The sequence below is a fragment of the Actinoplanes sp. CA-252034 genome (genome assembly GCF_050956125.1).
GTDB lineage: Bacteria > Actinomycetota > Actinomycetes > Mycobacteriales > Micromonosporaceae > Actinoplanes.
Window position 1 is genome coordinate 5,067,751 of record NZ_CP191846.1, and the last position, 26,362, is coordinate 5,094,112.

At 70.7% G+C, this 26,362-nt stretch carries 29 protein-coding genes and 2 pseudogenes; 14 read left to right on the forward strand and 17 right to left on the reverse strand.

What is annotated here, in order from left to right:
• Positions 1-34: 34 nt before the first annotated feature.
• Positions 35-1,984, reverse strand: a complete 1,950-nt coding sequence (locus ACQPZW_RS23005; RefSeq protein WP_433796992.1) for an endo-1,4-beta-xylanase — start codon at positions 1,982-1,984, stop codon at positions 35-37.
• A gap of 172 nt (positions 1,985-2,156) precedes the next feature.
• On the opposite strand from ACQPZW_RS23005, the gene ACQPZW_RS23010 reads away from it, so the two are divergent.
• The 3 genes from ACQPZW_RS23010 to ACQPZW_RS23020 all read left to right on the forward strand — a co-directional run bounded on the left by ACQPZW_RS23010 (position 2,157) and on the right by ACQPZW_RS23020 (position 3,842).
• The gene (locus tag ACQPZW_RS23010) at positions 2,157-2,897 is read left to right on the forward strand and encodes a DUF4142 domain-containing protein (protein WP_433796993.1); all 741 of its coding nucleotides are present in this window, start codon (positions 2,157-2,159) and stop codon (positions 2,895-2,897) included.
• Positions 2,898-3,079: 182 nt separating this feature from the next.
• Positions 3,080-3,547, forward strand: coding sequence for a GNAT family N-acetyltransferase (locus ACQPZW_RS23015; protein ID WP_433797599.1), 468 nt, complete (start codon positions 3,080-3,082; stop codon positions 3,545-3,547).
• Between the two features lie 88 nt (positions 3,548-3,635).
• A complete protein-coding gene (locus ACQPZW_RS23020) occupies positions 3,636-3,842 on the forward strand; it encodes a hypothetical protein (protein WP_433796994.1) in 207 nt (68 codons plus the stop codon).
• Between the two features lie 449 nt (positions 3,843-4,291).
• Here the strand turns inward: ACQPZW_RS23020 and ACQPZW_RS23025 are convergent, their stop codons facing one another.
• Positions 4,292-4,462 carry a hypothetical protein gene (locus ACQPZW_RS23025; protein WP_433796995.1) on the reverse strand — a complete coding sequence of 57 codons (171 nt, stop codon included), beginning with the start codon at positions 4,460-4,462 and terminating at the stop codon, positions 4,292-4,294.
• A gap of 333 nt (positions 4,463-4,795) precedes the next feature.
• On the opposite strand from ACQPZW_RS23025, the gene ACQPZW_RS23030 reads away from it, so the two are divergent.
• Both ACQPZW_RS23030 and ACQPZW_RS23035 read left to right on the forward strand, forming a co-directional pair.
• The gene (locus tag ACQPZW_RS23030) at positions 4,796-5,491 is read left to right on the forward strand and encodes an MFS transporter (RefSeq protein ID WP_433796996.1); all 696 of its coding nucleotides are present in this window, start codon (positions 4,796-4,798) and stop codon (positions 5,489-5,491) included.
• Positions 5,467-6,066: a hypothetical protein gene (locus tag ACQPZW_RS23035; protein ID WP_433796997.1), complete on the forward strand. Its 600-nt coding sequence runs from the start codon at positions 5,467-5,469 to the stop codon at positions 6,064-6,066. The genes ACQPZW_RS23030 and ACQPZW_RS23035 overlap by 25 nt, the downstream gene beginning before the upstream one ends.
• Before the next feature lie 68 nt (positions 6,067-6,134).
• On the opposite strand, the gene ACQPZW_RS23040 is transcribed toward ACQPZW_RS23035, so the two are convergent.
• Positions 6,135-6,422: a hypothetical protein gene (locus ACQPZW_RS23040; RefSeq protein ID WP_433796998.1), complete on the reverse strand. Its 288-nt coding sequence runs from the start codon at positions 6,420-6,422 to the stop codon at positions 6,135-6,137.
• A gap of 245 nt (positions 6,423-6,667) precedes the next feature.
• Positions 6,668-7,339: a phytanoyl-CoA dioxygenase family protein gene (locus tag ACQPZW_RS23045; protein ID WP_433796999.1), complete on the reverse strand. Its 672-nt coding sequence runs from the start codon at positions 7,337-7,339 to the stop codon at positions 6,668-6,670.
• A 164-nt stretch (positions 7,340-7,503) separates the two neighbouring features.
• Between ACQPZW_RS23045 and ACQPZW_RS23050 the strand changes: the two genes are divergently transcribed.
• Both ACQPZW_RS23050 and ACQPZW_RS23055 read left to right on the forward strand, forming a co-directional pair.
• Positions 7,504-7,773, forward strand: coding sequence for a helix-turn-helix domain-containing protein (locus tag ACQPZW_RS23050; RefSeq protein WP_433797000.1), 270 nt, complete (start codon positions 7,504-7,506; stop codon positions 7,771-7,773).
• A 74-nt stretch (positions 7,774-7,847) separates the two neighbouring features.
• Positions 7,848-8,876, forward strand: a complete 1,029-nt coding sequence (locus tag ACQPZW_RS23055) for a hypothetical protein (RefSeq protein WP_433797001.1) — start codon at positions 7,848-7,850, stop codon at positions 8,874-8,876.
• Between the two features lie 607 nt (positions 8,877-9,483).
• Here the strand turns inward: ACQPZW_RS23055 and ACQPZW_RS23060 are convergent.
• The 5 genes from ACQPZW_RS23060 to ACQPZW_RS23080 form a co-directional block, all read right to left on the reverse strand.
• On the reverse strand, positions 9,484-10,401 hold the full coding sequence (locus ACQPZW_RS23060) for a hypothetical protein (RefSeq protein ID WP_433797002.1): 918 nt from the start codon (positions 10,399-10,401) through the stop codon (positions 9,484-9,486).
• 61 nt (positions 10,402-10,462) lie between these two features.
• Complete coding sequence (locus ACQPZW_RS23065) at positions 10,463-10,612, reverse strand: hypothetical protein (protein ID WP_433797003.1); 150 nt, start codon at positions 10,610-10,612, stop codon at positions 10,463-10,465.
• Between the two features lie 55 nt (positions 10,613-10,667).
• Positions 10,668-10,844: a hypothetical protein gene (locus ACQPZW_RS23070; RefSeq protein WP_433797004.1), complete on the reverse strand. Its 177-nt coding sequence runs from the start codon at positions 10,842-10,844 to the stop codon at positions 10,668-10,670.
• 70 nt (positions 10,845-10,914) lie between these two features.
• Positions 10,915-11,454 carry a histidine phosphatase family protein gene (locus ACQPZW_RS23075; protein ID WP_433797005.1) on the reverse strand — a complete coding sequence of 180 codons (540 nt, stop codon included), beginning with the start codon at positions 11,452-11,454 and terminating at the stop codon, positions 10,915-10,917.
• A gap of 649 nt (positions 11,455-12,103) precedes the next feature.
• Positions 12,104-12,805, reverse strand: a complete 702-nt coding sequence (locus tag ACQPZW_RS23080; protein WP_433797006.1) for a hypothetical protein — start codon at positions 12,803-12,805, stop codon at positions 12,104-12,106.
• Between the two features lie 388 nt (positions 12,806-13,193).
• Between ACQPZW_RS23080 and ACQPZW_RS23085 the strand changes: the two genes are divergently transcribed.
• Entirely contained in the window at positions 13,194-13,379 is a 186-nt protein-coding gene (locus tag ACQPZW_RS23085) for a hypothetical protein (RefSeq protein WP_433797007.1), read from the forward strand.
• Here ACQPZW_RS23085 and ACQPZW_RS23090 read toward each other — a convergent pair.
• From ACQPZW_RS23090 to ACQPZW_RS23105, 4 genes and pseudogenes are all read right to left on the reverse strand, one after another.
• A pseudogene (locus ACQPZW_RS23090) lies at positions 13,302-14,006 on the reverse strand (alanine racemase); the annotation flags it as partial. The gene ACQPZW_RS23085 and the pseudogene ACQPZW_RS23090 overlap by 78 nt on opposite strands.
• A complete protein-coding gene (locus ACQPZW_RS23095; RefSeq protein ID WP_433797008.1) occupies positions 13,999-15,555 on the reverse strand; it encodes an IucA/IucC family protein in 1,557 nt (518 codons plus the stop codon). The pseudogene ACQPZW_RS23090 and the gene ACQPZW_RS23095, both read right to left, overlap by 8 nt.
• A gap of 22 nt (positions 15,556-15,577) precedes the next feature.
• A complete protein-coding gene (locus ACQPZW_RS23100; RefSeq protein WP_433797600.1) occupies positions 15,578-16,618 on the reverse strand; it encodes an IucA/IucC family protein in 1,041 nt (346 codons plus the stop codon).
• Positions 16,555-17,052 (reverse strand): hypothetical protein, encoded by a 498-nt coding sequence (locus ACQPZW_RS23105; RefSeq protein WP_433797009.1) that lies wholly within the window; start codon positions 17,050-17,052, stop codon positions 16,555-16,557. The genes ACQPZW_RS23100 and ACQPZW_RS23105 overlap by 64 nt, the downstream gene beginning before the upstream one ends.
• Positions 17,053-17,216: 164 nt before the next feature.
• Here ACQPZW_RS23105 and ACQPZW_RS23110 point away from each other — a divergent pair, with 164 nt between their 5' ends.
• A complete protein-coding gene (locus tag ACQPZW_RS23110; protein WP_433797010.1) occupies positions 17,217-18,887 on the forward strand; it encodes an FAD-binding dehydrogenase in 1,671 nt (556 codons plus the stop codon).
• A gap of 13 nt (positions 18,888-18,900) precedes the next feature.
• Here the strand turns inward: ACQPZW_RS23110 and ACQPZW_RS23115 are convergent.
• From ACQPZW_RS23115 to ACQPZW_RS23125, 3 genes and pseudogenes are all read right to left on the reverse strand, one after another.
• Positions 18,901-19,844: pseudogene (locus tag ACQPZW_RS23115) on the reverse strand (NAD-dependent epimerase/dehydratase family protein).
• Positions 19,845-19,901: 57 nt separating this feature from the next.
• Positions 19,902-20,381, reverse strand: a complete 480-nt coding sequence (locus ACQPZW_RS23120) for a heme-degrading domain-containing protein (protein ID WP_433797011.1) — start codon at positions 20,379-20,381, stop codon at positions 19,902-19,904.
• A gap of 4 nt (positions 20,382-20,385) precedes the next feature.
• A complete protein-coding gene (locus ACQPZW_RS23125; RefSeq protein WP_433797012.1) occupies positions 20,386-21,150 on the reverse strand; it encodes a sulfite exporter TauE/SafE family protein in 765 nt (254 codons plus the stop codon).
• 116 nt (positions 21,151-21,266) lie between these two features.
• Here ACQPZW_RS23125 and ACQPZW_RS23130 point away from each other — a divergent pair, with 116 nt between their 5' ends.
• Together ACQPZW_RS23130 and ACQPZW_RS23135 are read left to right on the forward strand one after the other, a co-directional pair.
• Positions 21,267-22,046 carry an endonuclease/exonuclease/phosphatase family protein gene (locus tag ACQPZW_RS23130; protein WP_433797013.1) on the forward strand — a complete coding sequence of 260 codons (780 nt, stop codon included), beginning with the start codon at positions 21,267-21,269 and terminating at the stop codon, positions 22,044-22,046.
• Positions 22,047-22,059: 13 nt separating this feature from the next.
• On the forward strand, positions 22,060-22,950 hold the full coding sequence (locus tag ACQPZW_RS23135) for a dihydrodipicolinate synthase family protein (protein WP_433797014.1): 891 nt from the start codon (positions 22,060-22,062) through the stop codon (positions 22,948-22,950).
• Positions 22,951-22,975: 25 nt separating this feature from the next.
• Here ACQPZW_RS23135 and ACQPZW_RS23140 read toward each other — a convergent pair whose 3' ends face one another.
• Entirely contained in the window at positions 22,976-23,623 is a 648-nt protein-coding gene (locus tag ACQPZW_RS23140; protein ID WP_433797015.1) for a TetR/AcrR family transcriptional regulator, read from the reverse strand.
• Positions 23,624-23,694: 71 nt separating this feature from the next.
• Between ACQPZW_RS23140 and ACQPZW_RS23145 the strand changes: the two genes are divergently transcribed.
• The 3 genes from ACQPZW_RS23145 (at position 23,695) to ACQPZW_RS23155 (ending at position 26,358) form a co-directional block, all read left to right on the forward strand.
• A complete protein-coding gene (locus tag ACQPZW_RS23145; RefSeq protein ID WP_433797016.1) occupies positions 23,695-24,063 on the forward strand; it encodes a nuclear transport factor 2 family protein in 369 nt (122 codons plus the stop codon).
• The gene (locus ACQPZW_RS23150; protein WP_433797017.1) at positions 24,060-24,542 is read left to right on the forward strand and encodes an anthrone oxygenase family protein; all 483 of its coding nucleotides are present in this window, start codon (positions 24,060-24,062) and stop codon (positions 24,540-24,542) included. The genes ACQPZW_RS23145 and ACQPZW_RS23150 overlap by 4 nt, the downstream gene beginning before the upstream one ends.
• Before the next feature lie 235 nt (positions 24,543-24,777).
• Complete coding sequence (locus tag ACQPZW_RS23155) at positions 24,778-26,358, forward strand: ABC-F family ATP-binding cassette domain-containing protein (RefSeq protein WP_433797018.1); 1,581 nt, start codon at positions 24,778-24,780, stop codon at positions 26,356-26,358.
• The last annotated feature ends 4 nt before the right edge of the window (positions 26,359-26,362 follow it).

Consider the following 26,362-nt stretch of genomic DNA (forward strand, 5'->3'; position numbering starts at 1 on the left):
GGCGCCTGCCCCTGGTGACCCACCGGGCGGCCGGTCAGAGGACTGTGCAGGCGGTGCCGTTCAGGGTGAACGCGGCCGGGACCGGGTTGCCACCGGTCCAGCTGCCGAGGAAGCCGAACGAGGTGGAGCCGCCGGCGGGGAGGCCGCTGTTCCAGGCGGCGTTGCCGACGGTGACGGTGGCGCCCGACTGCGTGACGGTGCCACCCCACAGCTGGCTGATCTGCTGGCCGCCGGTGAACTGCCAGGACGCCTTCCACGACGTGAGCGCGGCGCTGCCGGTGTTGGCGAGCTTCACGTCGGCCTGGAAGCCACCCGGCCAGCTTCCGGTGACCCGGTAGGTGACGGCGCAGGAGCCGGCACCGGGATTCGTGCCGGTGCTCGGTGACACGCTGACGCTGGGCGACACGCTCGCGCTCGGGCTCGTCTCGATCCTCGTCGGGTCGGCCACACCCCAGTACGCCGGCTTGGCCTGCAACCGGGTGTCGAACAGCAGCGGAGCGTCCTTGCGGGTCACCGGGAACGTGTCGAGCCACGTGTTGTCGTCGGCCAGACCCCACAACGTGACCGAGGTGATCTCGTTGCTGTACCGGCGGAACAGGGCGAACATGTCGCGGTAGACGTACGCCTGCTTGAGAAGCCGGTCCGCCGGTGGCGTCGGGAAGCTCTCACCGTCGCCCGTGTAGATGCTGACGTCCATCTCGGTGACCTGCTGATCGATGTCGAGGGGGATGAACTTCGTCAACATCGACTCGGTCTCCGCCAGAGTCGGCCAGTTGATGTTGATGTGCACCTGGTGGCCGACCCCGTCGATCGGCACCCCCTCGGCCTTCAACTGCTGCACCAGGGTGAACAGGAAGTCCCGCTTGGCCGGAACGTTGGTGTTGTAGTCGTTGATGTACAGCTTCGCGTGCGGCGCCACCTCACGGGCCACCCGGAACGCGGTGCGGAGATAGTCGAGACCGGCCACGTTGTACCAGTTGCTGCGTCGCAGGCCGTCCGGCCGGCTCTCGTCGATCACCTCGTTGGCCACGTCCCACACGCCGATGTCGGTGCCGTAGTGGGCGGCCACGTTACGGATGTGGTTCTCCAGGCGGCCCAGCAGCAGCGCCTTGTCCTCGGCGGTCGCCGTCATGGGCTGACCGTCGGCGCCGGTGAACACCCACGACGGAGTCTGGTTGTGCCACACCAGGGTGTGACCGCGCACGGCGAGACCGTTCGCCTTCGCGAACGCCATCAACGGATCGGCCTGGGCGTACGTGAAGGTGTTCTCGCTCGGCTCGGTGGCGTCCCACTTCAGCGCATTGCCCGGGGTCACCGAGTCGAAGTGCTTGGTCAGCAACCGGCCGTGCTCGGTGACGATCTCCGCGCCGGTGATCGCGGCACCGACCGGGAACTCGGTGACGACGTCCTTCACCGACGGGATGTCGGTCTGCACCGGCAGCGCCGGCACGTAACCGACGGTGAGATCGTCGATGTGCAGCGAGCCGGTCGTCGACGCGGTCTCCACATAGACCCGCAGGAACTCCACGTCCGTCGCGAGGGTGTAACGGCCGGTCAGGTTGACCCACGCGCCACTGGTCACCGCGGTGTTCCCGACGACCTGATCGTAGGCGGCGACCCCACCGGTGCGGCGCTCCACACTCAGGCGGGCGCTGTCCGAGTCGGATGCCATCCGTACCCACACCGAGATCGTGTAGGCGGTGCCCTTCTCGAAGGTGCCGAGCACGTCCAGGGACGGGCCCTGCCAGGTCGCGGTGCGACCGCTCACCAGCAGGCTGCCGGTGCCGCCGTGCGCGACCGCGGTGCTGTGGGCGAGCGTCTCGGCGGAGCGCCCGGCCCAGCCCTGGACGGTGCCGTCCTCGAAGTCGCTGGTCAAGACGGTGATGGGGGAGGGATCGGCGGCGGCGTCGGCGGTCGCGCTGACGACGGCGACGGTCGCCGCCGCGGTCAGGGCGGCCAACGCCAGGCGGGGGAGAGCGCGCACGAGCGGGCTCCTTCGGGGAGAGGAGAGGAATTGAGCGACATCGTTACATGGGAGCGCTCCCATTACAACGTTGTTGCCGGGCGGTGTCCGGGCGGGGATTCTCCGAGGGCGCAAAACCGGAATGCGAGCATTTGTCATAGCTACGCTGCGGGTCATGCTGTTTCGACGAATCATGGTCGCCGTCGCCGCGGCCGTCTCAGTGGCCGCGCCCGTCTTCGTAGCCGCAGTCGGCGCCATCGCGTGGGCCGCCTCTCCCGCCTTGGCGGTCTCGGCGGCCTCTCCCGCCTTGGCGGCCTCTGGGACCTCGGCGGTCTCGGGAGCCTTGGCTCCCTCTGGGGCCGGGGCGGCCTTTGGGACCTCAACGGTCTCGGGAGCCTCGGCCGCCTCTGGGGGCTGGGCGGCCGGGGATCCGCTCGCGGAGCACGGCCTTCGGGCTGCGGCGCGGCCCGCCCTCGCCGTTCCGGGTCCGGCCACCGCAGCGGTGGACCCTTCGACGCAGGACACCGCCTTCCTTCAGGCCGCCAACGAGATCAACCTCGCGGGTATCGCACAGGGTCGCATCGCCTGGACGAAGACGAAGAACGCCGAGGTCAAGGAGATCGCCGGCCGGTTCATGGTCGACCACATCCGGCTCAACGCGGAGGTCACCGAGGCCGCCCGCAAACTGAAGATCAAGCTCAGCATCAGTCCGAACGCCGAACAACTCGCCCTCGCCGAGCGCTATCAAGCCGCGTCGGCCGGCTCGTTCGACGCGCTCTACCTCTCCACCCAGCTGGAGCTCCAGCAGGAGGCCAAGCGCATCACGGACACCCAGGTCGCGAAGGGCAGCGACGTGAGCATCAAGCAGGTCGCCGCCGCTGCTTCACCGATTCTGGCCGGTCATCAGCAGATGCTGAAGGAAGCCGCTCGCTGACCGGTATCAGACTGGATTCCTAGGATGCTTTACCGGTGGTGCGGCAGCCCCGCTCGCCGTCCTCCCGCACCGTGCCCTACCCCTCCTCCGTGATCGAATTCGGGAGTTCGATCACGGAGGAGGGGTTTCGGGTGAGTGATATCCGGCAGTTCCGGTGGAGCGACTACGACCAGGTGGCTCATGTGTGGCGGGAGTCCGGTGCCGAGGTCCTCTCCCGGGCCGAGCTCGAGGCGAAGCTGGTTCGCGACCCGGAACTGTTTCTCGTAGCTGAGGCGGGTGAGCAGATCGAGATCGCCGGCGTGGTGCTCGGCACGTACGACGGACGGCGGGGCTGGATCTTCCGGCTCGGCGTCCACCCGGATCACCGTCGGCGGCGGGTGGCCTCGAGGCTGGTCGCCGAGCTGGAGAACCGATTCCAGGCTTTGGGCTGCCCCGCATCAACCTGCTGGTGCGGCCGGAGAACGAGGCCGGACTGCGGTTCTGGCAGGCCTTGGGCTACGAGTCGTATCCGGACGTGCTGTGCAGCAAACCGGTCCCCGTCACAGGAAAAGACAGTCTTACAACCTAGCATCCTAGGACACGCTAGACAGCGTGCGGCGAGCCGCACAAGAACCAAGACGACGGCTTCGCCGACCGAACAAGAACAGTGAATTGCCTTGGCCGTCAGCGGCCGCTCGACCGCCAGGGCGGGCGGACGACGATGACTCGGGGATCGACCTGCATCCGTAGACTTCGCCCGTGGCAGGCATCCGGCGGATCTCGTATGTGCTCGAGCAGGAGTCACCGGGAGTGTGGTGCGCCAGTGCCTTCATCCGGCCCGGAGTGGGCCTCATGGAGGACGGCCCCACTCCGGAGGCGGCGGTCGAGGAGCTGCGCGAGTCGTTGACGTTCGTGGTGGGGGAAGTGGAGCTCACCCGGGTGGCGAAGCTGGGCGATACCGCCTGACCCGCCCGACGTGCCCCCTCGACCGGGCCGAGCCGCCCGGCCGCACGCGGCTCGGCGGTCGCTGTGGCTACGGAGATGTGGCGATGCCGGTTCGGGTGTCACCGCAACGGCCGTGGCCAGATGGAGCGTCCGGACGATACCGGCCGCGTGGCGATACGCCGCGCGAGGGGAGCCGTCCCTGCCGGAGCCGGCCTGAGTCCTCGGCCGCCGCTACGACAGCGGCGTGTTACAGCACCGGCTGACCGGCACTGCGCTCGTAGCCCTTCGCAGCCGCGTCCGGACACCTTTTGAGGGCAGGGTCTGCCGCAGCGCGGGTGTCGGTACTGGTGAGACCCGCCTATTCAACTGTCGCGAGTTCGCCCGCCAGTCACGTCCTTCCATCACTTTCCGTAGTTGCCCGGGGCAATCCGGACGGCCGGGGGCGTCGGGTTGGATGTGGCTGTGACCGCTCATGATGCTGCTGGACGCCTGCCGCATATCGCGACACTGCGGGCGAGGGTGCCGGCGACGGCCTTCAGGCAGCTCAGTTGCCGTTCGGCGCTGCCGAGCAGGTAGAACGTCGACGCGGCGACGTAGACCAGCGGGAACGGGAACGGTGCGGGTGGCCGGAAGTCGGCCATGTCGGCGATCCGTGCGATACCGAGCTTGAGGGCGGGCCCGTCGCCTGCCAGCTCGTGCAGGACTGCACAGCGGGGGCGGGCTCGAGGTGGCCGGCGGAGTCAGCGTCGTAGTGGGGTGCCCACCGGTGCCAGTGGTCGGCCTGCTGCGTGAAATGACGGTTGCTGTCCATTGATCACCTTTCACACGCGCGGATGGGTGACAGGTTCCGCCGGAGGTGTGTCAGGGCCCCTGCGGGCGTCCGGGAGCCGCTAGGTTTCCGCGGTGCCCTGGTCGCGTTCGTTCGCGGCCGGGGATTGCTTTGCCCGGTCCGTGACCGCCCGATCTTGTGAGGTATGGCGCCCGTGGGTTACCTGCAACTGCTGCGGAAGCGTTCGGTGCTGGTGCTGTGGTCGTCGGCGGCGCTGAGCGTGCTCGGCGACCGGCTGTACGGGCTCGCGGTGATGTGGGTGGTGTACGAGTCGACCGGCTCGGCGACGTGGATGGGTGTCGCCGCGGTGGTCGAGTCGATCCCGTACATCCTGATCGGCACGTTCGGCCGGGACCTCGTCGCCCGGTTCTCGTCGTACCGGGCGCTCGGCTGGCTGGATGCCGGCCGAGCCGCGGCGGCGTGCGCGCTGCCGTTGCTGTGGTCGCCGGACGGCGGTGGCCTGGCGGTGCTGCTGGCGATGGTGTTCGTGCTGGGCACGTTCGGGGCCCTGTTCGGCCCGAATCTGGGCGCCCTGGTGCCGGATCTGGTCGAGCCGGGGCAGGTGCGGCAGGTGATCGGGCTGCTGGACCTGACGACGCGGATCGCGGCGATCGCCGGGCCCGGCGCGGTCGGCCTGATCCTGCTGGCCGTCTCTGAGGTGCAGCTGTTCGCGCTGGACGGGGTCACGTTCGCGGTGTCGGCCGTGGCGATGTGGTGGCTGCATGCCCACGCCCGCCGCACCGCCCGGGTCGCGGCCGCGTCCGGGCTGGCCGCCGCGGTGCTGGGGGCGGGGAGCCGGCGCCGGCGGCGTGGCCGGTGCTGCGCCGCCACCCGGACGTGACGCTCGCGGTCTGCCTGCACGGGATGGGCTTCTTCGTGGCCGCCGTCAGCGCGGTTGGGCTGCCCGCGCTGCTCGCGGTCCAGCTCGGCCAGGGCGCCGCTGGGTACGGGCTTGCGCTGGCGGCGGTCGGTGCCGGGGCGCTGGCCGGGAATCTTCTGATCGGCAATCTCCAGCTGGGCCACTGGCTGTCGGTGTACTGCGGGGCGTGGATGGTGGCCGGGCTGACGTTGTTCGGGTACGGGATTGCCCCGTCGATGCCGGTCGTGCTGGCCGTCGGGTTCATCGCCGGGCTGGCCACCCCGGCGGCCGCGGTCACGTTGCGGACGCGGCTGTCTGAGTTCGGTAAGCAGGAGCGGCTGCGGCTGATGACCGTCGACCAGACGGTGATCCGGACTGCGGGCACCGTGGGCATGCTGACCCTTCCGATGGCGGTTGATGCGGCGCCGGTCACCGCGTTCGCCGGCGCCGGTGTGCTGCTGCTGGTGACCGCCGCGGTGACGGCCGCTGTGGGGCGCCGATGGGCGACGGTGCCGGAGTTCGTCGCGGCCGAGCCGGTCAGCGGCCGCGCGTCCTGACCTGGGGACGCAGCCGCCCGCCCCGTACCGAAGTACGAGGCGGGCGGCTGCTGTGCGCGGCGGAATGATCAGATCGTCACGCCGGCCGTGAGCGCGGCCGGCGAGTCCGGGGCATCCTCGGTCGCCTTGAACTCGGCCACCTCGGCGCACAGGAAGTGCTCGATGGTGATGGCCGACTCCGGGATGCCGATCATCTCGTAGACCTTCCGGTGCATCCGGGAGAAGCCGGCACCGCCGCGCTCGGTGAAGAACTCCTGGTCGTACCAGGCGACGCCGAGGTACACGGTGCCGCCGCCCACGCCGGGGGTGTCCGGGTTGTCAAACTCGACGTACGTGTTGTCCCAGTCCCACAGCATGAGGTCCTCGGGCGGGCCCGGAGCTTGTCGTCGGAGTCCTTGATGGCGTCGACGCACGCGACCAGGGTGGCGAAGTCGTCGCACCGGTAGCGGCAGTCACTGAACGCCACGACCGTCTTATCACCGCGGCGGGCCGGGTCGCTGCTCTCACCCGTGAGCACCTGGATACGGGTTCGGGGGGTGGAGCTGGAGAGGATGGATTCGAGCACGCTCATGGTTCGTTTCCTCCTTGCTCGGTGTGGGACTTACCAGCTGGGCCCGGCGATCGGGTACAGCTGGGGTTCTTGGCCGTTGCGGCGGAGCACCGCGCCGGGGGCGACGTAGCGCAGGTTCAGTCCGATCCGGGGCCGGCCGGACGTGTTCGGCGGGCTGGAGTGCAGCAGCCGCATGTCCATTGCCAGCGCCTGCCCGGCGGCCAGTTCGGCCACGACGGCACTGGGGCCGCCGGGCGGTACGTCGGTGGTGAGCGCACGGCCGTGCTGGCCGCCGTGCGGGTCTTCTCGACGGGTCGGCAGGTAGCCGTGCATGTGGGAGCCGGGGATCACGCGCAGCGCCCCGTTCCCGGCGGTCGCCTCGGTCAGCGCCATCCACACGGTCACCGACCGTTCGGGGTCCAGCTCCATGTCGGCGCCGGCGCCGTCCTGGTGCCACGGCACCCGAAAATCGGCGCCGGGCCACTTCGTCAGCAGGAAGCCGCCTTCGAGGGCGATGTCGGGGCCGATCAGGTCGGCGACCGCGTTGACGATGACGGGCCGCCGGACGAGCACGGCGATTTCCGGCAGGGTCAGCCAGGGCTGCTTGACGACATCACCGTGGCCGGAGACCTGCTGGGCGACGCGGATGGCCTCGCCGGGGTCCGCCCACTGCAGCCCGGTCGAGAAACCGGCCGTACCGAGACGTCCTGCCGTGGTGAGCATGGGATTCACCTCTCTGCCGGTGCGGGATACGAGTTCCGCGACGCATCCATCAACGCGCACGTCAGCCGGTTGCCGGTAGGTGCCGTGCAGCCTTTGACAGCGGTTTGCAGAGCGTGAAAACCCGGAGAGGTGCCTCGATCACTCCCAGTCGATACGGTCCCGGGATGGACGCACAGGCTCCGCTCGTCGCGTCGACCCATCACGTGTGGGTCTCCGCTGAACTAGCCGAAGCTGTTCGCGACGATCAGCCCGGCGCGGTGATCCGCCTTGCCCGCCAGGCTGCCGGCCTCACCCTCGACCAGCTGGGCAAGCTCTATGGCTGCTCCCCTTCAACGATGTCGCGCATCGAGCGCGGGGGGCCGCCCGGCGACCAGGTCGTCGTCCGCCGCAAGCTAGCCGAGCTGCTCGGCATCCCCCTGAGTACGTCGGCCTGACCCGACACGCCCGGTCAGCCGACCAGCACCCGCGGTCGGCGGCGGATACTCTGCGGGCAGGAGGTGGTGATCCGATGCGACGGAGGACCCTGTTCGGCGGGGTTGGAGCAGCAGCTCTCACCACCCTTGCCGGTGCGTCACCGGCCGGCGCCGTCGCACCCGTCGACATGGGGGCCCACCTCGAACGGCTGATGTTGGCACCGACCCGGGCGGCCGCACCGTTGACGCTGGCGCAGGCCACTGCGGACGTCAACGCGGCCAGCGGCGCATACCGCAGCGCCCGCTACGGCGCTGTCGCGGCTGCCCTGCCCGATCTGCTGGCCGGATTGCATGCCACCGCAGCGCACAGCACAGGCCGGGTTCGCGACAGCACGGCCGGCCTGTTGGCGCGCGCCTATCAGCTGGCATCGAACGTGGCGACGAAACACGGCGATGACGCGATCGCGTTGACGATGGCGGACCGGGCCCGCACCGAAGCGGCCGCGTCGGGGGATCCGCTGATGCTCACCGCGGCAACGCACATCCTCGCGATCACTATGCGCCGCGACGGCCACCACGCGGCCGCGCTGGAGCTGCTCACGGGGACCGCGCAGCAGCTGGAGATCGACAAGTTGGACCCGGCGATCGTCGCCGCCTACGGCAACTTGCTGTGCACCGCGGCGTACACCAGCGCGCAGGCCGGCAGCCAGAGCACGGCCCTCGCGTACCTGCTGGAGGCGACTGCTGCCGCAGCCCACATGGACGGCCACCACATCCCGGCCAGCGCCCTACCGTTCTCGGCGACCACGGTGGCGATGTACCAGATCAGCGTGCACACCGCGCTCGGCAACACGGGGACGGCGCTGAAACACGCCGCCGGCGTCAACCCGGCGCTGCTGCCTTCTCCGGAACGCCACGGCCGGTATCTCGTCGACACGGCGCGGGCCTGGGCAGGTCACGGCCGGGCCGACAAGGCCGCGCACGCGGTGCTCGCTGCTTATCGTCATGCGCCGGAGGAGGTGAACCGGGCCAGCGTCCGTGACCTGGTCACCACTCTGCTCTACTCGCCTAATCCCACCCCTGCAGCGCTGCGTGACCTGGCCAGCCGGATCGGCGTCGGCTGAGCAGGTGACGAGCAGGGCGGTGTTCCGGCTGGCGGCTGTGGGAATGCCGTGGCGGTGCAGGGAGCCAGCGAAGGCGTAGGGGTTGGTCGGCCGGCTGGGAGGCCGTCCGGGGAAGAGATCGCGCTTCTGCTGGACGGCAATCTGATCGAATCGGCGGGGCTGGTCGACGAGGCTATCGAATCAGGCGGGCGAGGCTCGGTGGGAGTAGCGCTGGGGTGCCGCCGAGGTTGAGGTAGGTGCCTCCCGCATGGTTGGACAGATGCGCGGTGGTGAGAGCGGGGACCGTTGCGGCGCCGATGCCGTAGAGCAGGACCAGGGCGCCAGCGTGATCCTGCCTGGTCGCCGAGCAGTATCCGCAGCCGCCGCCCGGTGAACTCCGCAGCGGGCAGCTGCATCGGCACGCAGTCTCCGCGGTGCGGCAGCACAGCTGATGGTCGTGACCAGGCCTCGTACAAGGGAGGGCGAACTTTCCGCACTCCTGTGCACCACAGCGAGTCCTGGGCATGGTCGATGAGTCGGCGTCACTCGAGCACCGGGCTCACCGGCCGGCAAGGTCGTCACGCGGGAGAGGTCTCACCTGGACGTACGCCGCCGAGCCGCGTCACGTCTACGCCGCGGCGGAGCCCGAGGAGCCCGAGGCGGACCGACGCCGCGCCGGGCCGGGCGGCAGGAGCAGGAAGGCGAGGGCCAGCGCGGCGGATGCGCCGAGGCCGCCGCGCAGACCCGAGTCGGGCGGCAACTTAACGTAGTCGGGCGTGGCGGGTTCGTGGGCCAGCAGCCATTCGTGGCCCATGACCAGGAATACTAGGGCCGCGACGGCGGCCATCAGGCCGATCAGCCGGAACACCCGGGCGACGGCCGGCCGCCACGCCGCCGCGCTCGCCATGGCCAGCCCGATCAGCACGGCGGCGAGGAACAGCTGCCGCCACGCGTCGACGTCGAGCTCGGTGGGCCCGTCCGGGTCCGGGTAGCGGACCTCGCTGCCATACCACGGCATCGTCAGCGCCGGCATCACGCAGACCACTGCGACAGCCATCAGGATCCGGTAGCCGCCGACCCGCCACGGCCGGGTGCCGAGCCGGACCAGGACCGGGGCGGTACCCGAGACGGCGACACCGAGCAGGACCAGCCCCAGGCCGGCCGCGTAGAGCAGGTAACCGGTGGACACCTCGGCGGCGCCCACCAATACGTCCGGCTGCATGGTGCCCTGCCGCAGCAGGACCTCCAGGAACCGGAACAGCCAGGCCGACGCTGCCGCCGCCGCGATCAGGACAAACGCGAGTTGCGACGCGGGCGGCATCCGCCGGCCCCACGCGAGACAGAACGTGGCTCCAGCACCGACGGCGGCCAGCAACACCACCGCGCCCCCGCCCTGAGCCGGCGGCAGATCGGTGAGATAGCGGGGCTGCAGGACCGGCGGCCACTCCTCCTCCGGCATCGCGTTCGACCAGGGCAGCACCAGCGACACCAGCGCCAGGACGGCCCCGGTGACGCAGAGAACCATCCCTGCCCGCCACGCCACCACCTGACCACCATATCGCGACCGGTCTATGCCAGCTGAAGGGTGGCCCGCGCGCCAGCCACGCTTAATCGAGGAGGTCCGCGCTGCCGTCGAAGGTCCTTCTGCTGAACACCGGCCCGGCCGACAGCGCCGGGACCACCGTCTGCCGGGCCAGGTCACGCATCGCGATCAGATCGCTCACCTCGACGTCGAGCGCCAGGTCGAGCAAGATCATCCTTAGCGGGACTTTCCCGAATGTCAGCCCTTGTGCCACCGCCACGAACCGCGCATCACGCTGGCTGCTCCCCGGACGCTGCGCCGGACAGCCACTCCGGTCCGACACACTGTCCGCGCTGGTCCACAAGATCGGCGTCCCAGCCACCGCCGGCCGCGCCGCCGCGATCCGTCAGCACGTCCTCGACCTGCCCGCCCCGATCGTCGCCACCGCACTCGGCTACCACCACCACACCACCACCACCACCACCACCACCCGCCACACCGCCGAAGCCGGCAGTCAGAACCGGCCTTGCATGACGATCAGGCGAGCCGATACTCCCAGCCTTGGGCTTGCCATTCGAAATCGGCCGCGACCAGTTCCCGCACGGTCAGGCCGGTGGTTACGTGTTCCAGCGCCCGATACGTCGCGAGGTGCCCGATCAGCATGACGCGTCGTCCAGTCCACCTGGACGGCAGGTCGGCGAGGAATCCGACCACCCGCGCGATCGCCTGCTCATGACTTTCGCCATCGGGATAGGGACGATCGCAGTAGTCGAGGCGGTCCTTCTTGACCTCGGCCCCAGGTGAGCCGTTGCGGGTGCCGAAGTTGCACTCGCGCAGCCGCCAGTCATAGAGGATCGGGATGTCGGTGTCGCCGAACGCGATCTCCGCCGTCTCCGCCGCGCGATGCAGGTCCGAGGTGAACACTGCAGCGATGCCGTCATCGCGCCGACGTCGGCCCATGTCGGCGGCGTTGGCGCGGCCCTGATCGCAAAGGCGCCCGGGAAGCCAACCAGTGGCGATGCCACGCTCGTTGTCCTCGCTCAGCGCATGGGTCTCGAACACGATCTCGATCGGCATCACGCGAGGCTACAGGGAACGCTGCCAGCTCCGATTCATAACACAGGGTGACCATCGGTCTTGCCGGCGCCGGGAACACACGACAGTTCAATAGGCGCTCTCACCAGTACCGACACCCGGCACAGAGTGGGCGGGGTGGCGAGCTTCAATGTCAGGTCGGGGCGTGCCTTCCGGTCGGCGGTTCGGTGTCGGTGTCCGGGGGAGGAGGCGGGGGCGGCTCGTGCCGGTGGCGCGGCTGGGTTCGTTTACCGCTGTTAGAGAGGCGGCAATGGTGCCCAGGCCCGTTTCCGGGTGCGGTCGCTGTCTCCGTCGTGACCGGTCAGTAGTGGGCGCCGTGCGTCGTTCGGCACCGGTCGGGGGTGCGGGTTCGAGGCTGGAGCGCCGAGCGGTGACGGTGGTCCACCAGCAACGATTCGGGCAGCTCGATCGCGAAGGGCGAGGGCGGCTCGTGCACCCTGTGGCGGCACTGGGTTCGATCAGCGCTGGTAGACGGGCGGCGGTAGTTGACCAACCTGTTCCCGGGTGCGCCCGTGGTGGATGTCAGCGACCCTGGCGAGACGATATTGTTTCATCCTAGGACGCCTTAGAAGTAGTGCGGCAAGCCGCACTACAGAACTCAAAGGACGGCTTCGCCGACGAACACCTTTGTTCAGGTGTTCGTCAGGGCGGGTTCGGTGCTGGAGGTACGGGACCGTAGGGGCCACAGGGCGGCGAGCATGAGCAGGCCGGTGGCCGGCATGAGGTTGAGGTCGGCGGTGGGCAGCAGCACGGCGACGAGCATGAGGGCGGGGCTCCACCGGGGCAGGCTGCGGGTACGGGTGGCCAGGGCGGCCATGACGACGATGCCGACGAAGAACAGCAGCGGGCCGAAGTCGTAGACGGCCGGTTGGATGCCGGGGATGTCGGAGAAGTCGTGCTGGAGGCGGCGCAGGTCGTCGCGGTCGGTGGCGGCCACGGCCAGGAGCATGTCGGCGCTGAACTGGACGATGGTGGCGGTCAGGCCGAGCAGGGTGACTGCCGCAGTGACGGTGACGGTCGTGACGAGAGTGCGGCCGACGGCGAGGCCGTCGGTGCGGTCGGTGCGACCGGTAGTGACGGTACGGCCGGTGGTGCGGCCGTCGGTGACGGTGTGGCCGGTGGCGGGGGTTTGGCCGGTGGTGGCGTGGCGGCGCAGGGCGAGGACCACGGGGATGAACAGGACCATCCCGGTGAGGCCGAGCAGGTGGGCGATCTGCCAGTCGGGGCCGGGGCCGTAGTGGCCGTCGATTCGGCCGAGGATGCGGGCGATGCCGTAGGCGGTCATGGCCAGTGGGGCGGCTACGAGTGCGGTTTTGGTGAGGCCGAAGGTCATATCGATGATCGTGGTGGGTGGTGTGGTGGTGGCGCCTCCGGTGGTTTCCCGGACGGGGACCCTGATTCGGAGGGTTCAGAGGGTGATGAAGGTGGGGGGTTCGTGGCGGAGGAAGTCGTGGTGGGAGATGTCCCAGCCGTAGGCGCCGGCGCGGGCGTAGAGGAGTAGGTCGCCGGTGCGCAGGTGGGGGACGTGTTGGTTGCGGGTGAGGACGTCGCGGGGGTGCAGAGCTCGCCGACGGCGTCGACGGGGGTGTCCCGGATGGTGAGGCGGGGTAGGGGTGGGGCCAGTCGTCGATGGGGATGACGGTGAAGGGGTGGGAGTAGCCCCAGGCGGCGGGTAGGCGGAAGTGGTGGGTGCCGCCGCGGAGTACGGCGAAGGTGCGGCCGTGGGTGGTTTTGAGGTCGAGGACTTCGGTGGCGTACCAGCCGGCGTCGGCGGTGAGGTAGCGGCCTGGTTCGAGGATGAGCTCGAGGTTGTCGGGGACGGTGACGCTCGTCAGTGGGGTGAGGTCGATGGCGTCCTGGGTGAGGTAGTCGATGCCGAGGCCGCCGCCGGCGTTGACGATGCGTAGATCGATGCCGAAGGTCCGTGCCGTTGCGACAGACCAGGTGATGGCTTCGGTGAGGAAGCGGGCGTGGGCGGTGCCGTCGAGGTTGTTGGAGACGGCGTGCAGGTGGAAGCCGATGACGCGCAGGCCGTCGGGGATGTCGGCGAGGACCTGGGGGAGTTGGGTTTCGTCGATGCCGAACGGGGTGGGTGTGCCGGTCATGGTGTGGCTGCCGGTCAGGGGGCTGCCGGTGCGGTTGATGCGGAGGCAGATGTCGGCGGTCACTCCCAGTGCGGCGAGGCGGCGCAGTTCGTGGGGGCTTTCGACGTTGAGCAGGGCGCCCGCAGCAACAGCGGCGGCGAGTTCGGCGTCGGTTTTGGCGGGGCCGCCGAAGACGATGCGGCGGGCGCCGGCTTGGACGGCGAGGGCGAGTTCTCCTCCTGATGCGACTTCGAGGCCGTCGCATGCGGACGCGAGGGTGCGGATGACGTCGGGATGCCCGTTGGCTTTCACGGCGTACAAAATGGTGGTTTTGGGGGGTAGTGCTGCCTTGAGGGTCGCGGCGCGGGCGCGTAGTGCGGTGGTGTCGTAGAGGTAGGCGCAGCGGGGTGCTGGTAGGCGGCGTAGTGCGGCGGTGAGGTGGTCAGTCATGGAGGGGGTTGCTGACGGGGATGTGGATGTCGCCGGTGCCGGCGAGGCGCATCCGGACGAGGGCTTTGTGGGGGACGGTCTTCGCGGTGAGCCACTGATGGTCGGCGGCGGCAAAGGCGGCGGAGCCGAGCGACGAGTAGGTGTCGTCGATGACGTGGCGGATGAGGCGCCAGGCGTGGTGTTCGTCGAGGTTGTGGGTGTCGGCGAGGCGGATGACGAGTTCGCCGAGGTGGGCTTGCAGGGCGGTGTAGCCGAGTTTGGCGCGCAGGGTTTCGGTGTCGTCGGTGGTGATGACGGAGCCGGGCCACAGGTCGAGGGTGTGTCCGGCGGTGGTGAGGCGGCCGGGGTGTAGGCGCAGGCCGGCGAGGTCGCGTAGGGCGAGGCGGTGGGGTCGGCCGTTGATGAAGGTGGGCAGGCAGTTCTGGAGGTGGGCTTCGAGGGCGATGCCGTGGGTGAGCAGGCGGAGTAGGGGTGGGAGTAGGAGGCGGGTGTAGTCGGTGAGCCAGGTGGCGGGGTTGCCGCCGGTCTGGTCGACGAGGTCGCCGATGAGCAGGGGTAGGGCGCCGCCGGGGATGGGGTGTTCGTCGGGGGTGAGGCGGCCGGTGAGTCCGGTGCGGGTGATGGCGGACAGGTCGCGGCCGGTGCCGGCGGGGACGGCGGCGCCGGCGGGTTCGGTCATGAGGAGCAGGCGGTGGCCGTCGGGGTCGTCGTTGATGAGGTGGGTGAGCAGGGTGGACAGGGCGGGGCCGTTGCGGGTGGAGGCGACGCTGATGCTGCGGCGGGTGGAGGTGACCTGGATGTCGAGGCTGAGTTTGAGGTAGCGGCCGTCGGGGAGCAGCAGGGTTCTGAGAGCGGCGGTGGGGATGGCGTCGAGGTGGTGGTCGACGTGGTGGAGGGTGCCGTCGATGAACAGGTCGGCGTAGCGGGTGCGGACGGTGTCGAGTTGCCAGGCGTGGACGGGTTGTAGGCGGTATCCCTGGGGGGCTTGCAGGCCGAGGAAGGTGCCGAGGTCGTCGCCGAGGTGGGTGTCGTCGCGGACGGCGACGAAGTGGATGCGGGTGTGGCCGGCTTCGAGGTCGTGGGCGAGGACGTCGACGGTGTCCCAGCCGAGGCGGGTGCGGCCGCAGGGGTGCAGGTTGTGGCCGGCGATGGCGAGGCGTTCGAGGCGTACGGCGGTGGTGTCGGGGTCGTCGGCGGTGGGGAGGTTGTCGCGGGCGCGGGCGTGGGCGATGGCGAGGTTGATGACGGCGTTGCGGATCTCGGCGGCGAAGGTGCCGGTGGTGTCGATGCCGGTGAGCAGGTCGACGGGGTCGGCGACGCCGGCGTCGGGGTATTCGACGCGGTGGAAGGCGTGGCGGCGGCCGCCGGGTGTTTCGGGGGTGAGGTCTTCGCGGACGAGGGCGGCGCGCAGGCGGCGGCCGACGGTGTCGGCGGCGGTGGGTAGGTGGGCGACGAACGCGTCGACGAGGTGGGGTTCGTGGACGGCGAGGGCGGCTTCGGTGTGGGCGGCGGCTGTGGCGAGGCGGCCGCTGGTGGCGAGGCGGATCATCGGGGGTCCTTCCGCGGGTGGCTCATGCGTGGGCCGCCATGGGGTTGGGCAGGTGGGTCCAGCGGTCGTGGAGGGGGTCGGTGGCCAGTCGCATGGCGGTGGTGGCTTTGACCGGGAGGGGGTGGGTGAGCAGGTCGGGGTGGTTTTTGAGGGCGGTGGCGATGAGGTGCCAGAGGGGTTCGGGGTCGGTGTCGGCGTTGGTGATGAGTTGGCGGGCGACGGTGGCGAGGGCGGCGGCGGCGAGTTTGGTTTGTAGTTCGGTGTCGTCGTCGGTGGGTAGGTCGCCGTGTAGGGGTGGTGGGTCGTAGCCGGCGGCGTGTAGGCGTGCGGGGTGGACGCGGACGCCGCCGAGGTCGCGGTAGAGGGTGCGGGTGATGCGGCCGTGGTGGATGACGGCGAGGGTGTTCTGGCCGTGGGCTTCGAGGGCGATGCCGCGGTCGAGTAGTTGTGCCAGGGGTGCGAAGTAGGCGACGCCGAGGTCTTTGACGATCTGGTGTGGGTCGCCGAAGCGTCGTGGGTTGTCGGCGAGGATGCCGAGGGGGATGGCGTCGGCGGGGGGTGGCTGGCGGATGAGGTGGGCGAGGCGCCGGTCGGGTCCGTGGTCGGTGATGACGGCGCCGGCGTCGGTTTCGGCGAGGACGTCGATCGGCAGGTCGCGGGTGACGTGCTGCAGGAGCCGGGAGAGTAGGGGGCCGTTGTGGACGGCGGCGGGGGAGACGGTGCGTACGGCGGAGGTCATCTGGATGTCGACGGCGGTCTTGATGTGTGCGCTGCCGTCGAGGGGGGCGACGGTGCGCAGGGACATGAGGGGCCGTACGGGTCCGGTGGGTCCGTCGTCGGTGAGCCACGGGTATTGCTGGTGCAGGCGGGCGGCTTGCCAGGGGTGGGCGTAGAGGACGGGTTCGCCGGTGCCGTGCCATCGGTGGGTGGGGACGCGTAGTCGTCGCAGGGTGGTGATGGTGTGGTGTTCGGGGGCGTAGGCGAGTTGGTCGGCGACGGTCATGCCGGTGCGGGTGCGGCAGCAGGGGTGTAGGGGGTGGCCGTCGATGAGGGTTTGTTCGATTTGGCCGGGTTGGGGGTTGGTGGGCCAGGTGGGGGTGGGGTTGGCGGCGTGGGCGAGGGCGAGGTTGGCGACGCTGTTGGCGAGTTCGGTGGCCAGGTGGGTGCCGGGCCAGAGGGTGGCGGCGAGGTGGGCGGGGTCGTCGGTGGTGCGGCCGCGGACGGTGACGGTGAGGCCGGGGTGGGTCGGGTGAAGGGGGTGGCGGCGGTGGTGGGGTAGGTCAGGACGGTGTCGCCGAAGCGGACGTGGGTGTGGCCGTCGTGGTGGTGGCGTGTGGTCAGGCCGGGGAGGGGTTCGGTTTCGGTGGCGACCAGTAGCCGGGCGAGGATGGCGGTGCGGGCGGCGGGTAGTGCGGTGTCGTATCCGTCGAGGAGGCCGGGGCGGGTTTCGGCGATCTGGTCGCGGGTTCCGGCGGGGTCGGCGGTGGGGGGCGGCACGTGTTCATTGTTGCCGGTGTGGTGTTCGGTTGGTGGGGGGATTGTGCGGGGCGGCGGGGGTCACATCGGGGTGTGTGGCTGTGTTTCCCCACGCTGCTAATCCGATAAATTCTCGTATTCAGCGGGGGAGTGGTTCAGCCAAGGGCAATCCGAGGGAAGTGGCCGTGGACGTCGACGTCATCGTGGTCGGGGCGGGGCTGGCCGGGCTGGCCGCCGCGCATGAGATCACCCGTGCGGGTAAGACGGTGGCTCTGCTCGATCAGGAGAACGCCGCGAATCTGGGCGGGCAGGCGTTCTGGTCGTTCGGTGGGTTGTTCTTCGTCGGCAGTCCGGAGCAGAAACGGGCGCGGATCGCCGACAGTGTGGAGCTGGCGTGGGCGGACTGGCGTAACAGTGCCGGGTTCGACCGGCTCGCCGACGAGGATTCGTGGGCGGTCAAGTGGGCGCGGGCGTATGTGGAGTTCGCGGCGGGGGAGAAGCGGGCGTGGTTGTCGTCGCTGGGGTTGAGCTGGCTGCCGTTCGCGGGGTGGGCCGAGCGCGGTGATCTGCGGGCGGACGGGCACGGCAACTCGGTGCCGCGGTTCCACATCACGTGGGGTACGGGCACGGGGGTGGTGGCGCCGTTCGTGGCGGCGGCGGTGACGGCGTCGGAGAACGGGCTGTTGCGGTTCTGTCACCGGCATCGTGTGGACGAGCTGATCATCGAGAACGGGACGGCGGTCGGCGTACGCGGGAAGCTGTTGGCTCCTGATGACTCTGCGCGGGGTGTGTCGTCGAACCGTGACGAGGTCGGTGACTTCGAGTTGCGGGCGCAGGCGGTGATCGTCACGACCGGTGGGATCGGCGCGAATCACGATCTGGTGCGGGAGTACTGGCCGCAGCGGTTGGGCACGGCCCCGTCGTCGATGGTGACGGGGGTGCCGGCGTATGTGGACGGGCGGATGTTGGGAATCGCCGAGGCTGCCGGGGTGCGGTTGGTCAACCGGGACCGGATGTGGCATTACACCGAGGGTGTGCAGAACTGGAATCCGATCTGGCCGGGGCACGGGATCCGGATTCTGTCGGCGCCGTCGCCGTTGTGGCTGGATGCGCTCGGACGGCGGCTGCCGGCGCCCTATTTTCCCAGCTACGACACGCTCGGCACGTTGAAGTACCTGCGGACGACACCGGAGATCGCCGAGTACGACCATTCGTGGTTCGTGTTGACGCAGCGGATCATCGAGAAGGAGTTCGCCCTGTCGGGGTCGGAGCAGAACCCGGACATCACCTCGTCGGACCGGCGTGGGTTCGTCAAGCAGCGGCTGTTCGGTAAGGGCGCGCCCGGGCCGGTGGAGGCGTTCAAGGAGCATGGCGCGGACTTCGTGGTCGCTGCGGGCCTGGAGGAGTTGGTGGCGGGGATGAACCGGCTCACCGGTGGTGCGCTGCTCGATGTGGAGACGGTGCGGTCGCAGGTGGTGGCCCGGGATGCGCAGATGGCCAACAAGGTGTCCAAGGATGCGCAGGTTCAGGGTATTCACAATTCGCGGCGTTATCTCGGGGACCGGCTCGGGCGTACGTCGGTGCCGCATCGGCTGTTGGATCCGGCGGCGGGGCCGTTGATCGCGGTGCGGCTGCAGGTGCTGACCCGTAAGACGCTCGGTGGGATCCAGACGGATCTGGATTCGCGGGCGTTGGGCGTGGAGGGGACGCCGATCCCGGGGTTGTATGCGGCGGGGGAGGTCGCCGGGTTCGGTGGTGGTGGCGTGCACGGGTACAACGCGTTGGAGGGCACGTTCCTGGGTGGTTGCCTGTTCTCGGGGCGGGCTGCGGGCCGGCACGTGGTCGCCCAGCTCTAGCCCGCCCGGCTGGTCAGCGCAGCAGGGTCGCCTCGATGCGGGGGTCGAGGCCGACGGTCGGCCGGTCGGCGCGCTGGGGTGCGCCGTCGGGCAGGCCGGTGAGCCACGTCCAGGTGTCGGTGATGGTGTCGGTGACGGGCCGGCAGTGCAGGCCGGCGGCCAGGGCGGGGGAGACGTCGGCGCAGTGCAGGGCGGTGTGCAGGGGGCCCGGTGGCAGCCACACGGGCAGGTGGTTCCACGGTTGGATGCCGGCGGCGAGGATGACGTCGGGGTCGAGCCATCGCAGGTCGGCGTGGCCGCCGGTCACCTCGTTGGCGGTGTCGAGGAACTCGCCCATCGTCGTGTGCCCGGACGGGCTGACCAGGTCGTAGGGTCCGGTGCGGCCGGTGGCGGCGGCGTCGAGGACGAATGCTGCCAGGTCACGGGTGTCGATGTATTGCAGGGGCAGGTCGCGGGGGCCGGGGCGAGGGTGGGGCCGCCGCGGTGCAGCCGGTGCAGCCACCAGGGCAGGCGGCCGATGTTCTCGTACGGGCCGAGGATCAGTCCGGCGCGGGCCAGGAGCAGTGGTCCGCCGAAGGTGTGGGCGGCCTGTTCGCCGCGGAGTTTGTCGCCGGCGTAGCCGGGTTCGTCGTCGGGGACGAGGCGGTCCTCGCCCAGGACGTACACCGAGCGGCTGGAGATGTAGGTGTAGTGGCCGGCGCGGCCGTGCAGGGCGGTCGCGGCGGTGGCGACGGCGGTGGCGTCGGCTGACCAGGTGTCGATGACGGCGTCCCAGGTGGTGCCGGCGAGTGGGTCGAGGCCGGCGGGTGTCAGCCGGTCGCCGGTCAGTGTCCGGGTGCCGGTGACGGGGCTGGCGGTGCCCCGGTTGAGCACTGTCACGTCGTCGCCGCGGTCGACCGCCAGTTCGGCGATCGACCGTCCGACGAAACCACTGCCACCGAGGACGAGAATTCGCATGGGCCCAGCGTGCCGGGTGTGCCGGCGACACGCCGAGCGGGGTCTGCCGTCAGCAGATCAGTGGGGTGCCAGGAACGTCTCGATCGCCTCGACGACGAGGGCGTGGTCGTCGGCTTGCGGCAGCCCGGAGACGGTGACCACGCCGATGACGCCGGCGCCGGGCACCCGGATCGGGAAGGCGCCGCCGTGGGCGGCGTATCGGGCGGGGTCGACGCCCTGGGAGGCGTCGAGGTCGCGGCCCTTGGCGGCGAGGCGGCGCCCGACGAGGTAGGAGGAGGCGGCGTAGCGGTAGACGACGCGGACCTTGCGTTCGATCCAGGTGTCGTTGTCGGCGGTGGCGCCGGGCAGGGCGGCGTGGAACAGCTGCTGGGTGCCGCGGCGGATGTCGAGGGCCACCGGCAGGGCGCGCCGGGTGGCGAGGTCGACGAGCAGGCGGCCCAGGGCCCACGCGTCGGTCTCGGTGAAGGTGGGGAACACCAGGCGCCGTTCCTGGTCTTCGACGTCGGCGATCAGTTGGTTCAGGTCCTCGGAGCTCATGGGCTCATTGTGCCGAGGTGGCGTGCAGGTATCCCAGGCGGGCGATCAACGTGAGCACCACCACCAGCAGCACGATCCGGACGAATCCGGCGCCGCGGCGGAGGGCCATCCGCGCGCCGATCAGGGCGCCGACGATGTTGGCGGCGGCCATGGCGGCGCCGAGGAGCCAGGCGACGTGCCCGGTCGCGGCGAACACGACGAGCGCGCCGAGGTTGGTGGCCGTGTTGACGATCTTGGCCATGGCGGATCCGTGCACGAAGTCGGCGCCGACGACGGCGGTGAACGCCAGCACCAGGAACGTGCCGGTGCCCGGCCCGATCAGCCCGTCGTAGAGGGCGATCGCGACGCCGGCCACCGCGACGACCACGCCGCGGCGCCGGGGGGTGCGTTTGTGGGGGTGCTCGACCAGGCCCATCTGGGGGCGCACGGTCACGAACACGGCCACCGCGACCAGCACGGCGATGATGACCGGACGGTACGCGGCGGCGGGCACCGACCCGGCCAGCAGCGCTCCGGCTCCGGCGCACAGCAGGGCCAGGCCGGCCGACGGGCCCGCCACCGTCCAGTCGATCGTGGTGCGGCGGGCGTAGGCGAGCGCCGCCGTCGACGTGCCGCAGATCGCCGCCAGCTTGTTGGTGCCCAGCGCCGTCGCCGTGCCCAGTTGCGGCGCCACCACCAGCAGGGCCGGCAACAGCAGCAGCCCGCCGCCGCCGACGACCGCGTCGACCCAGCCGGCCGCCAGCGCCGCGACCAGCAGTGCCGCGATCACCGGCGGCGCTGCTTCTGCAGCCAGATCCCGAACGACGCGCCCGCGATGAACAGCAACGCCAGGCACAACAACGCCTTGATGAACATCGGCTCCATCCCGTTGGCTAGGGTCGGCACGTGCGCCTGGCCACCTTCAACCTGCTGCACGGCAGATCACTGTCGGACGGCACCGTACACGCCGACCGGATCCATGCCGCCGTCGCCGACCTCGACGCCGACGTCCTCGGGCTGCAGGAGGTCGACCGGGCCCAGCCCCGGTCCGGGTTGCTCGACCTGACCGCGCTGGCCGCCGACGCGCTCGGCGCGGCGACCCACCGGTTCGCCGCGGCGGTCGTCGGCACGCCCGGGCAGACGTGGGAGCCGTGGCATTCCGGTGCCGACATCGGCCACCCCCAGTACGGTATCGCCCTGGTCAGCCGGTTTCCGGTGCTGCGGTGGCAGGTCACCCAGCTGCCGGGCGCGCCCGTGCGGTCGCCGGTGTACGTGCCCGGCGGTGGTCTGCTGTTGCTGCGTGACGAGCCGCGGGTGCTGCTGGCCGCCGTCCTGGACACCCCGGCCGGGCCGCTGACGGTCGCGACGACCCACCTGTCGTTCGTGCCCGGCTGGAACGTGCGTCAGCTGCGCGCCGCCGTGCGGGCGTTGCGGGCGCTGCCGGGACCGCGGGTGCTGCTCGGTGACCTGAACATGCCGGCCGGCCCGGTCCGGGCGTTCACCGGCTGGCGTCCTCTGGCCCGTGCCGCGACGTTTCCCAGCACCTCGCCGAAGACACAACTCGACCATGTGCTCGCCGACCCGCGGGGGGTGGCGTCGCTGGGCCGGGTGGTGCAGGTACGGACCCCGCCCGTCGCCGTCTCCGACCATCGGCCCCTGGTGGTACGCCTCGACCGTTTCGTGTGAAGGAGGAACACCCGTGTTCACCGGCCTGAGCGCCTTCCCGCTCACCCCGCTCGACGACGACCGCCTCGACGAGGGCGCCTACAGCAGACTGGTCACCCGGCTGGCCGGCGCCGGTGTCGACAGCATCGGCGCGCTCGGCTCCACCGGCTCCTACGTCTACCTGACCCGCGCCGAACGGGCGCGGGCGGTGAGCCTGGCCGTGCGCAGCGCCGGGGCGGTGCCGGTGATCGCCGGGATCGGGGCGCTGCGGACCCGGCAGGTCCTGGAACACGCCGACGACGCCCAGCGGGCCGGTGTGGCGGCGGTGCTGCTGGCCCCGGTGTCCTACCATCCGCTGACCGACGACGAGGTGTATCACCTGTTCGAGCAGGTCACCGCGGCGCTGTCGGTGCCGCTCGTGGTGTATGACAATCCGCGTACCACCGGGTTCACGTTCACCGACGAGCTGTATGCGGCCGTCGCAAAGCTCCCGCACGTCGCGTCGGTCAAGGTGCCGCCGCTGCCGGCCGACCCGGCGATCGCCCGGGACCGGGTGACCGCTCTGCGTGCTCTGCTGCCGCCGCAGGTCGGGATCGGCGTCTCCGGCGACCAGGTCGCCGCGGTCGGTCTGCGGGCCGGCTGCGACGCCTGGTATTCGGTGATCGGCGGCACGTTGCCCGACCTGGCGCTGCCGATCGTGCGCGCCGCGACGCCGGCCGCCGCCCGGGCGGCCTCCGACCGGCTGCGGCCGCTGTTCGAGGTGTTCGCCGCGCACGGCAGCCTGCGGGTGGTGGCCGTCATCGCCGAGCACCTGGGCCTGACCGGCGCCGACTGTCTGCCGGCACCGTTGCGGCCGCTGGGCGCGGGCGCCCGCGCGGCGGTCCTGCAAGCCCTGGCCACCATCGACGCCACCGGGCCGGCCTGACACCGGCCCCGGCGGTGCCCGTGGATCAGGCGGTGGGGCGTTGGTCGGGCGGGATCGCCGGCAGCTGCGACGAGACCCCCGCCCCGCCGGGCACGACACCTGCCAGTCGCAGAACACTGTCGCGATAGGCCGCTGCGGCCGCGGCCGTGGTCATCCGGCCGGCGGCGACCTCCTGGCCGGCGGCGTGGCCCAGACTGATCGTGGCCGCGGGCAGCCAGCCCTCCGGCTGCCCGGTGGTGAACTCGCCGGTCCGGCGGCCATGCGCCAGGATCTCCGCCAGCCTTTGCATGATCGGCAGGTGCCGGTCGTGCTCGTCGGCCGGATCGCCGGCCGGCAGCGCAACGGTGAGCAGCAGCGGGTATCGCTCGATCACCTCCCAGCTCACGGTCAGCCACCGGGTCAGGGCTGCGGTCCCGGTCGCCGGGTCGATCGCGTCCAGCGCGGCGACCGTCTCCCTCGTGATCCGGTCGACGACCCCGACGAGCAGTGCGTCCCGGGACGGGTAGTGGGCGTACACCGTCTGGCGTGCGACGCCCGCGGCGGCCGCGATCTCCTCCATGCTCGCGTCGGCGCGGCGGCCCAGCAGGATGATCGCCGCGTCGATGATGGCGGTCCGGCTGCGCTCGGCGTCGGCCCGGAGCCGACGGCGCGGAGGTCTCGGTAGTTCTGACACGTTGTCAAGGTTAACCTGCTCACGTATGTTGGACGGGATGTCAGAGTTATACCGGTCGACTGGAGGAGCCGATGCTCAGTTTCACCGACTACCTCGCCCGATACCCCCGGGAGGCGGCCTTCGGAGACGAGGAACCGGCCGTGGTCTTCGACCGATACCACGCCCCGGGGTTCACCCTGCACAACGACGGTCTGACGCTCGACCGGGACCGGATCGTCGCGCACATCCGGCCGGTGCGCCGCAACGCCGTGGCCGTCGACGTCGACATCCATCAGGCGCTCACGCGGGGCGACCAGGTGGCCGCCCGCTACACGCTCACCGCACAGTTGCGTAGCGGCGCGGTGGTGGCCACCGACATCCACGTGATCGGCCGGGTCGCCGACGACGGCCGGATGCTGCGGCTCGACCAGCTCACCCGGACCGTCGAGGGTGACCGGTGAGGCGGGCCCGGCTCGCCGGCGGCGTCGCGCTGCTCTGCGCCGGGCTGCTGGCCGGGGCGTTCGGCTACGCCCGGGTCTGCGTGGTGCCGACCTTCAACGCCGTACCGATCGACGTGCACCTGACCTACCGGATCGCGCTGATGGACATGAACGGCATCTTCATGCAGGCAGTCATGGGCCTGACCATCGTGTCCTCGGCCGTCTGGGCGGTGGTGCTGCGCGGCCGGGCCCGCTGGGGCGCCGCCGGGGCCGGACTGCTCGCGCTGACCGCACTGCTGGTCACCCGGTTCGGCAATGTGCCCATCAACGGCGAGATCCGCACCTGGGCGGCGACCGGCCTGCCTGCCGATTACGCGGACCGGCTCGCCCGCTGGGAGGCCTGGCACGACGTGCGGACCGTCGCGGCGCTCGCCGCCTTCGTCGTGCTGCTGGCCGTCACCCAGAGCCTGACCGCACGGGAACGAGCCGCGATCGGGTGAGGCCGCAGGCGGCCACCGCCCTGCCGGGCGGTACCAGCACGAGCACCCGCGGCGGCGTCAGAGCACGCGGTGACCGGACCGGTCACCGCGTGGGCAAAGCGTAACCGGGTTGCGGACCGGCACCCCCCACGAGCAGAGTGGACAACCGGAAGCGCCGCCGACAGATCAGGAGCACCCCCGGTGAAGTGAGAGACCCCGACCCGGTGTCGTCCCTCCCTTCTTCCTGGAGCCGCTCGTGCATGTCAAAGCAGTCGATCTCGCCCGCGCCCACGACGGGGACCTGCTGTTCTCCGGTGTCGACCTGGTGCTGCGCCCCGGCGACCGGATCGGGGTCGTCGGCCCCAACGGCGCCGGCAAGACCACCCTGCTGCGGGTGCTGGCCGGCCATCTCCCGCCGACCTCCGGGCACCTCAGCGTCACCGCGGGCACCCGGGTGGCGTACGTCGCCCAGCGGATGCCCGACCCCGACGGCGCCGTCGGCGCGTTTCTGACCGCCGGTCTCGGTGAGCTCGCGGACGTCACCGTCACCCTGCGGGAGCTGGAGAGGCGCCTCGCCGACGGTGAGGACGTGCTCGACGCCTACGCCGTGGCGCAGGAACGGTGGACAGCCCTGCAAGGGTGGACGGCCGAGACCCGCCTCACCGAGATCCGTCAGCGCCTCGACATCGACCACCTCGACGACCGACTGCCGCTGCACGCGGTCAGCGGCGGCGAGCAGGCGCGGCTGATGCTGGCCCGGGCGCTGCTCGACGACCCGGATCTGCTGCTGCTCGACGAGCCGACCAACCACCTCGACGCCGAGGGCGCGGCCTGGCTGCGGCAGTGGCTGCACGATTTCCCCGGCGCGGTGGTCGCGGTCAGTCACGACCGGGCGTTCCTCGACGAGGTCGTCACCCGCATCATCGAGCTCGACGGCATCGACGAGAGACCGCACGACTATCCCGGCGCCGGCTACACCGCCTACCGGCAGGAGAAACAGCGCCGCTGGGAGAAGCTGCTGCTCGACTACGAGGCGCAGGAGAAGGACCGGCGCCGGTGGGAAGCCGACATCGCCAAGACCAAAGGCTATGCCCGTAACGTCGAGATCAGCACCCCGGCCAGCGCGACCGCCCCGCACACCCGGCGCGTCGCCCGGCTCGTGGCCCGTAAGGCCAAGGTCCGGGAACGGCGGCTGCGCCGCCAGATGGCGTCGGTGGCCTGGATCGCGCGCCCCCGCACACGCCCGCCGTTGACCCTGGCGTTTCCCGCCGACACCGGCGACGCGGGCGAGACCGTCCTGAAGATCCGGGACCTGACGGTACGCGACCTGCTGCGCCACATCGACCTGGACGTGGCCCGCGGCGACCGGATCCTGATCACCGGCCGTAACGGCGCCGGCAAGACCACCCTGCTGCGGGCCATCGCCGACCAGCACACGCAGGTGGCGATGCTGCCGCAGACCGACGACGGGCTCCGCGACGACACGACGGTGATGGACTTCTTCCGGGCCCGGGTGCCGGTCTACGTCGACGACGCCGAGACCCTGCTGACCGGTCACCAGTTCGACGCCGACCAGTGGACCCAGCCGACCCGTGACCTGTCGGCCGGGGAGCTGCGCCGGCTGCTGCTGGCCGTGCTGGTCAACAGCCCGTCGCGGATCCTGCTGCTCGACGAGCCCACCAACTTCCTCGACTTCGCCGCCCTCGACGTCATCGAAGAGGCCCTGCGCCGCTACAAGGGGACCCTGCTGATCGTCAGCCACGACCGGTACTTCGCCGATGCCGTCGGTCACAGCCGCCACTGGCATGTCGCAGCCGGACAGGTCATCGAGAATTGAGAAA

Excerpts from the sequence above, each read along its gene's own strand:
- ACQPZW_RS23030 (WP_433796996.1), top strand. The coding sequence starts at position 4,796 with ATGGCGCCCGTGGGTTACCTGCAACTGCTGCGGAAGCGTTCGGTGCTG.
- ACQPZW_RS23050 (WP_433797000.1), top strand. The coding sequence starts at position 7,504 with ATGGACGCACAGGCTCCGCTCGTCGCGTCGACCCATCACGTGTGGGTC.
- ACQPZW_RS23055 (WP_433797001.1), top strand. The coding sequence starts at position 7,848 with ATGCGACGGAGGACCCTGTTCGGCGGGGTTGGAGCAGCAGCTCTCACC.
- ACQPZW_RS23045 (WP_433796999.1), bottom strand. The coding sequence starts at position 7,339 with ATGCTCACCACGGCAGGACGTCTCGGTACGGCCGGTTTCTCGACCGGG.
- ACQPZW_RS23145 (WP_433797016.1), top strand. The coding sequence starts at position 23,695 with ATGCTCAGTTTCACCGACTACCTCGCCCGATACCCCCGGGAGGCGGCC.
- ACQPZW_RS23065 (WP_433797003.1), bottom strand. The coding sequence starts at position 10,612 with ATGATCTTGCTCGACCTGGCGCTCGACGTCGAGGTGAGCGATCTGATC.
- ACQPZW_RS23080 (WP_433797006.1), bottom strand. The coding sequence starts at position 12,805 with ATGACCTTCGGCCTCACCAAAACCGCACTCGTAGCCGCCCCACTGGCC.
- ACQPZW_RS23120 (WP_433797011.1), bottom strand. The coding sequence starts at position 20,381 with ATGAGCTCCGAGGACCTGAACCAACTGATCGCCGACGTCGAAGACCAG.
- ACQPZW_RS23095 (WP_433797008.1), bottom strand. The coding sequence starts at position 15,555 with ATGATCCGCCTCGCCACCAGCGGCCGCCTCGCCACAGCCGCCGCCCAC.
- ACQPZW_RS23010 (WP_433796993.1), top strand. The coding sequence starts at position 2,157 with ATGGTCGCCGTCGCCGCGGCCGTCTCAGTGGCCGCGCCCGTCTTCGTA.
- ACQPZW_RS23025 (WP_433796995.1), bottom strand. The coding sequence starts at position 4,462 with ATGGCCGACTTCCGGCCACCCGCACCGTTCCCGTTCCCGCTGGTCTAC.
- ACQPZW_RS23075 (WP_433797005.1), bottom strand. The coding sequence starts at position 11,454 with ATGCCGATCGAGATCGTGTTCGAGACCCATGCGCTGAGCGAGGACAAC.
- ACQPZW_RS23040 (WP_433796998.1), bottom strand. The coding sequence starts at position 6,422 with ATGCTGTGGGACTGGGACAACACGTACGTCGAGTTTGACAACCCGGAC.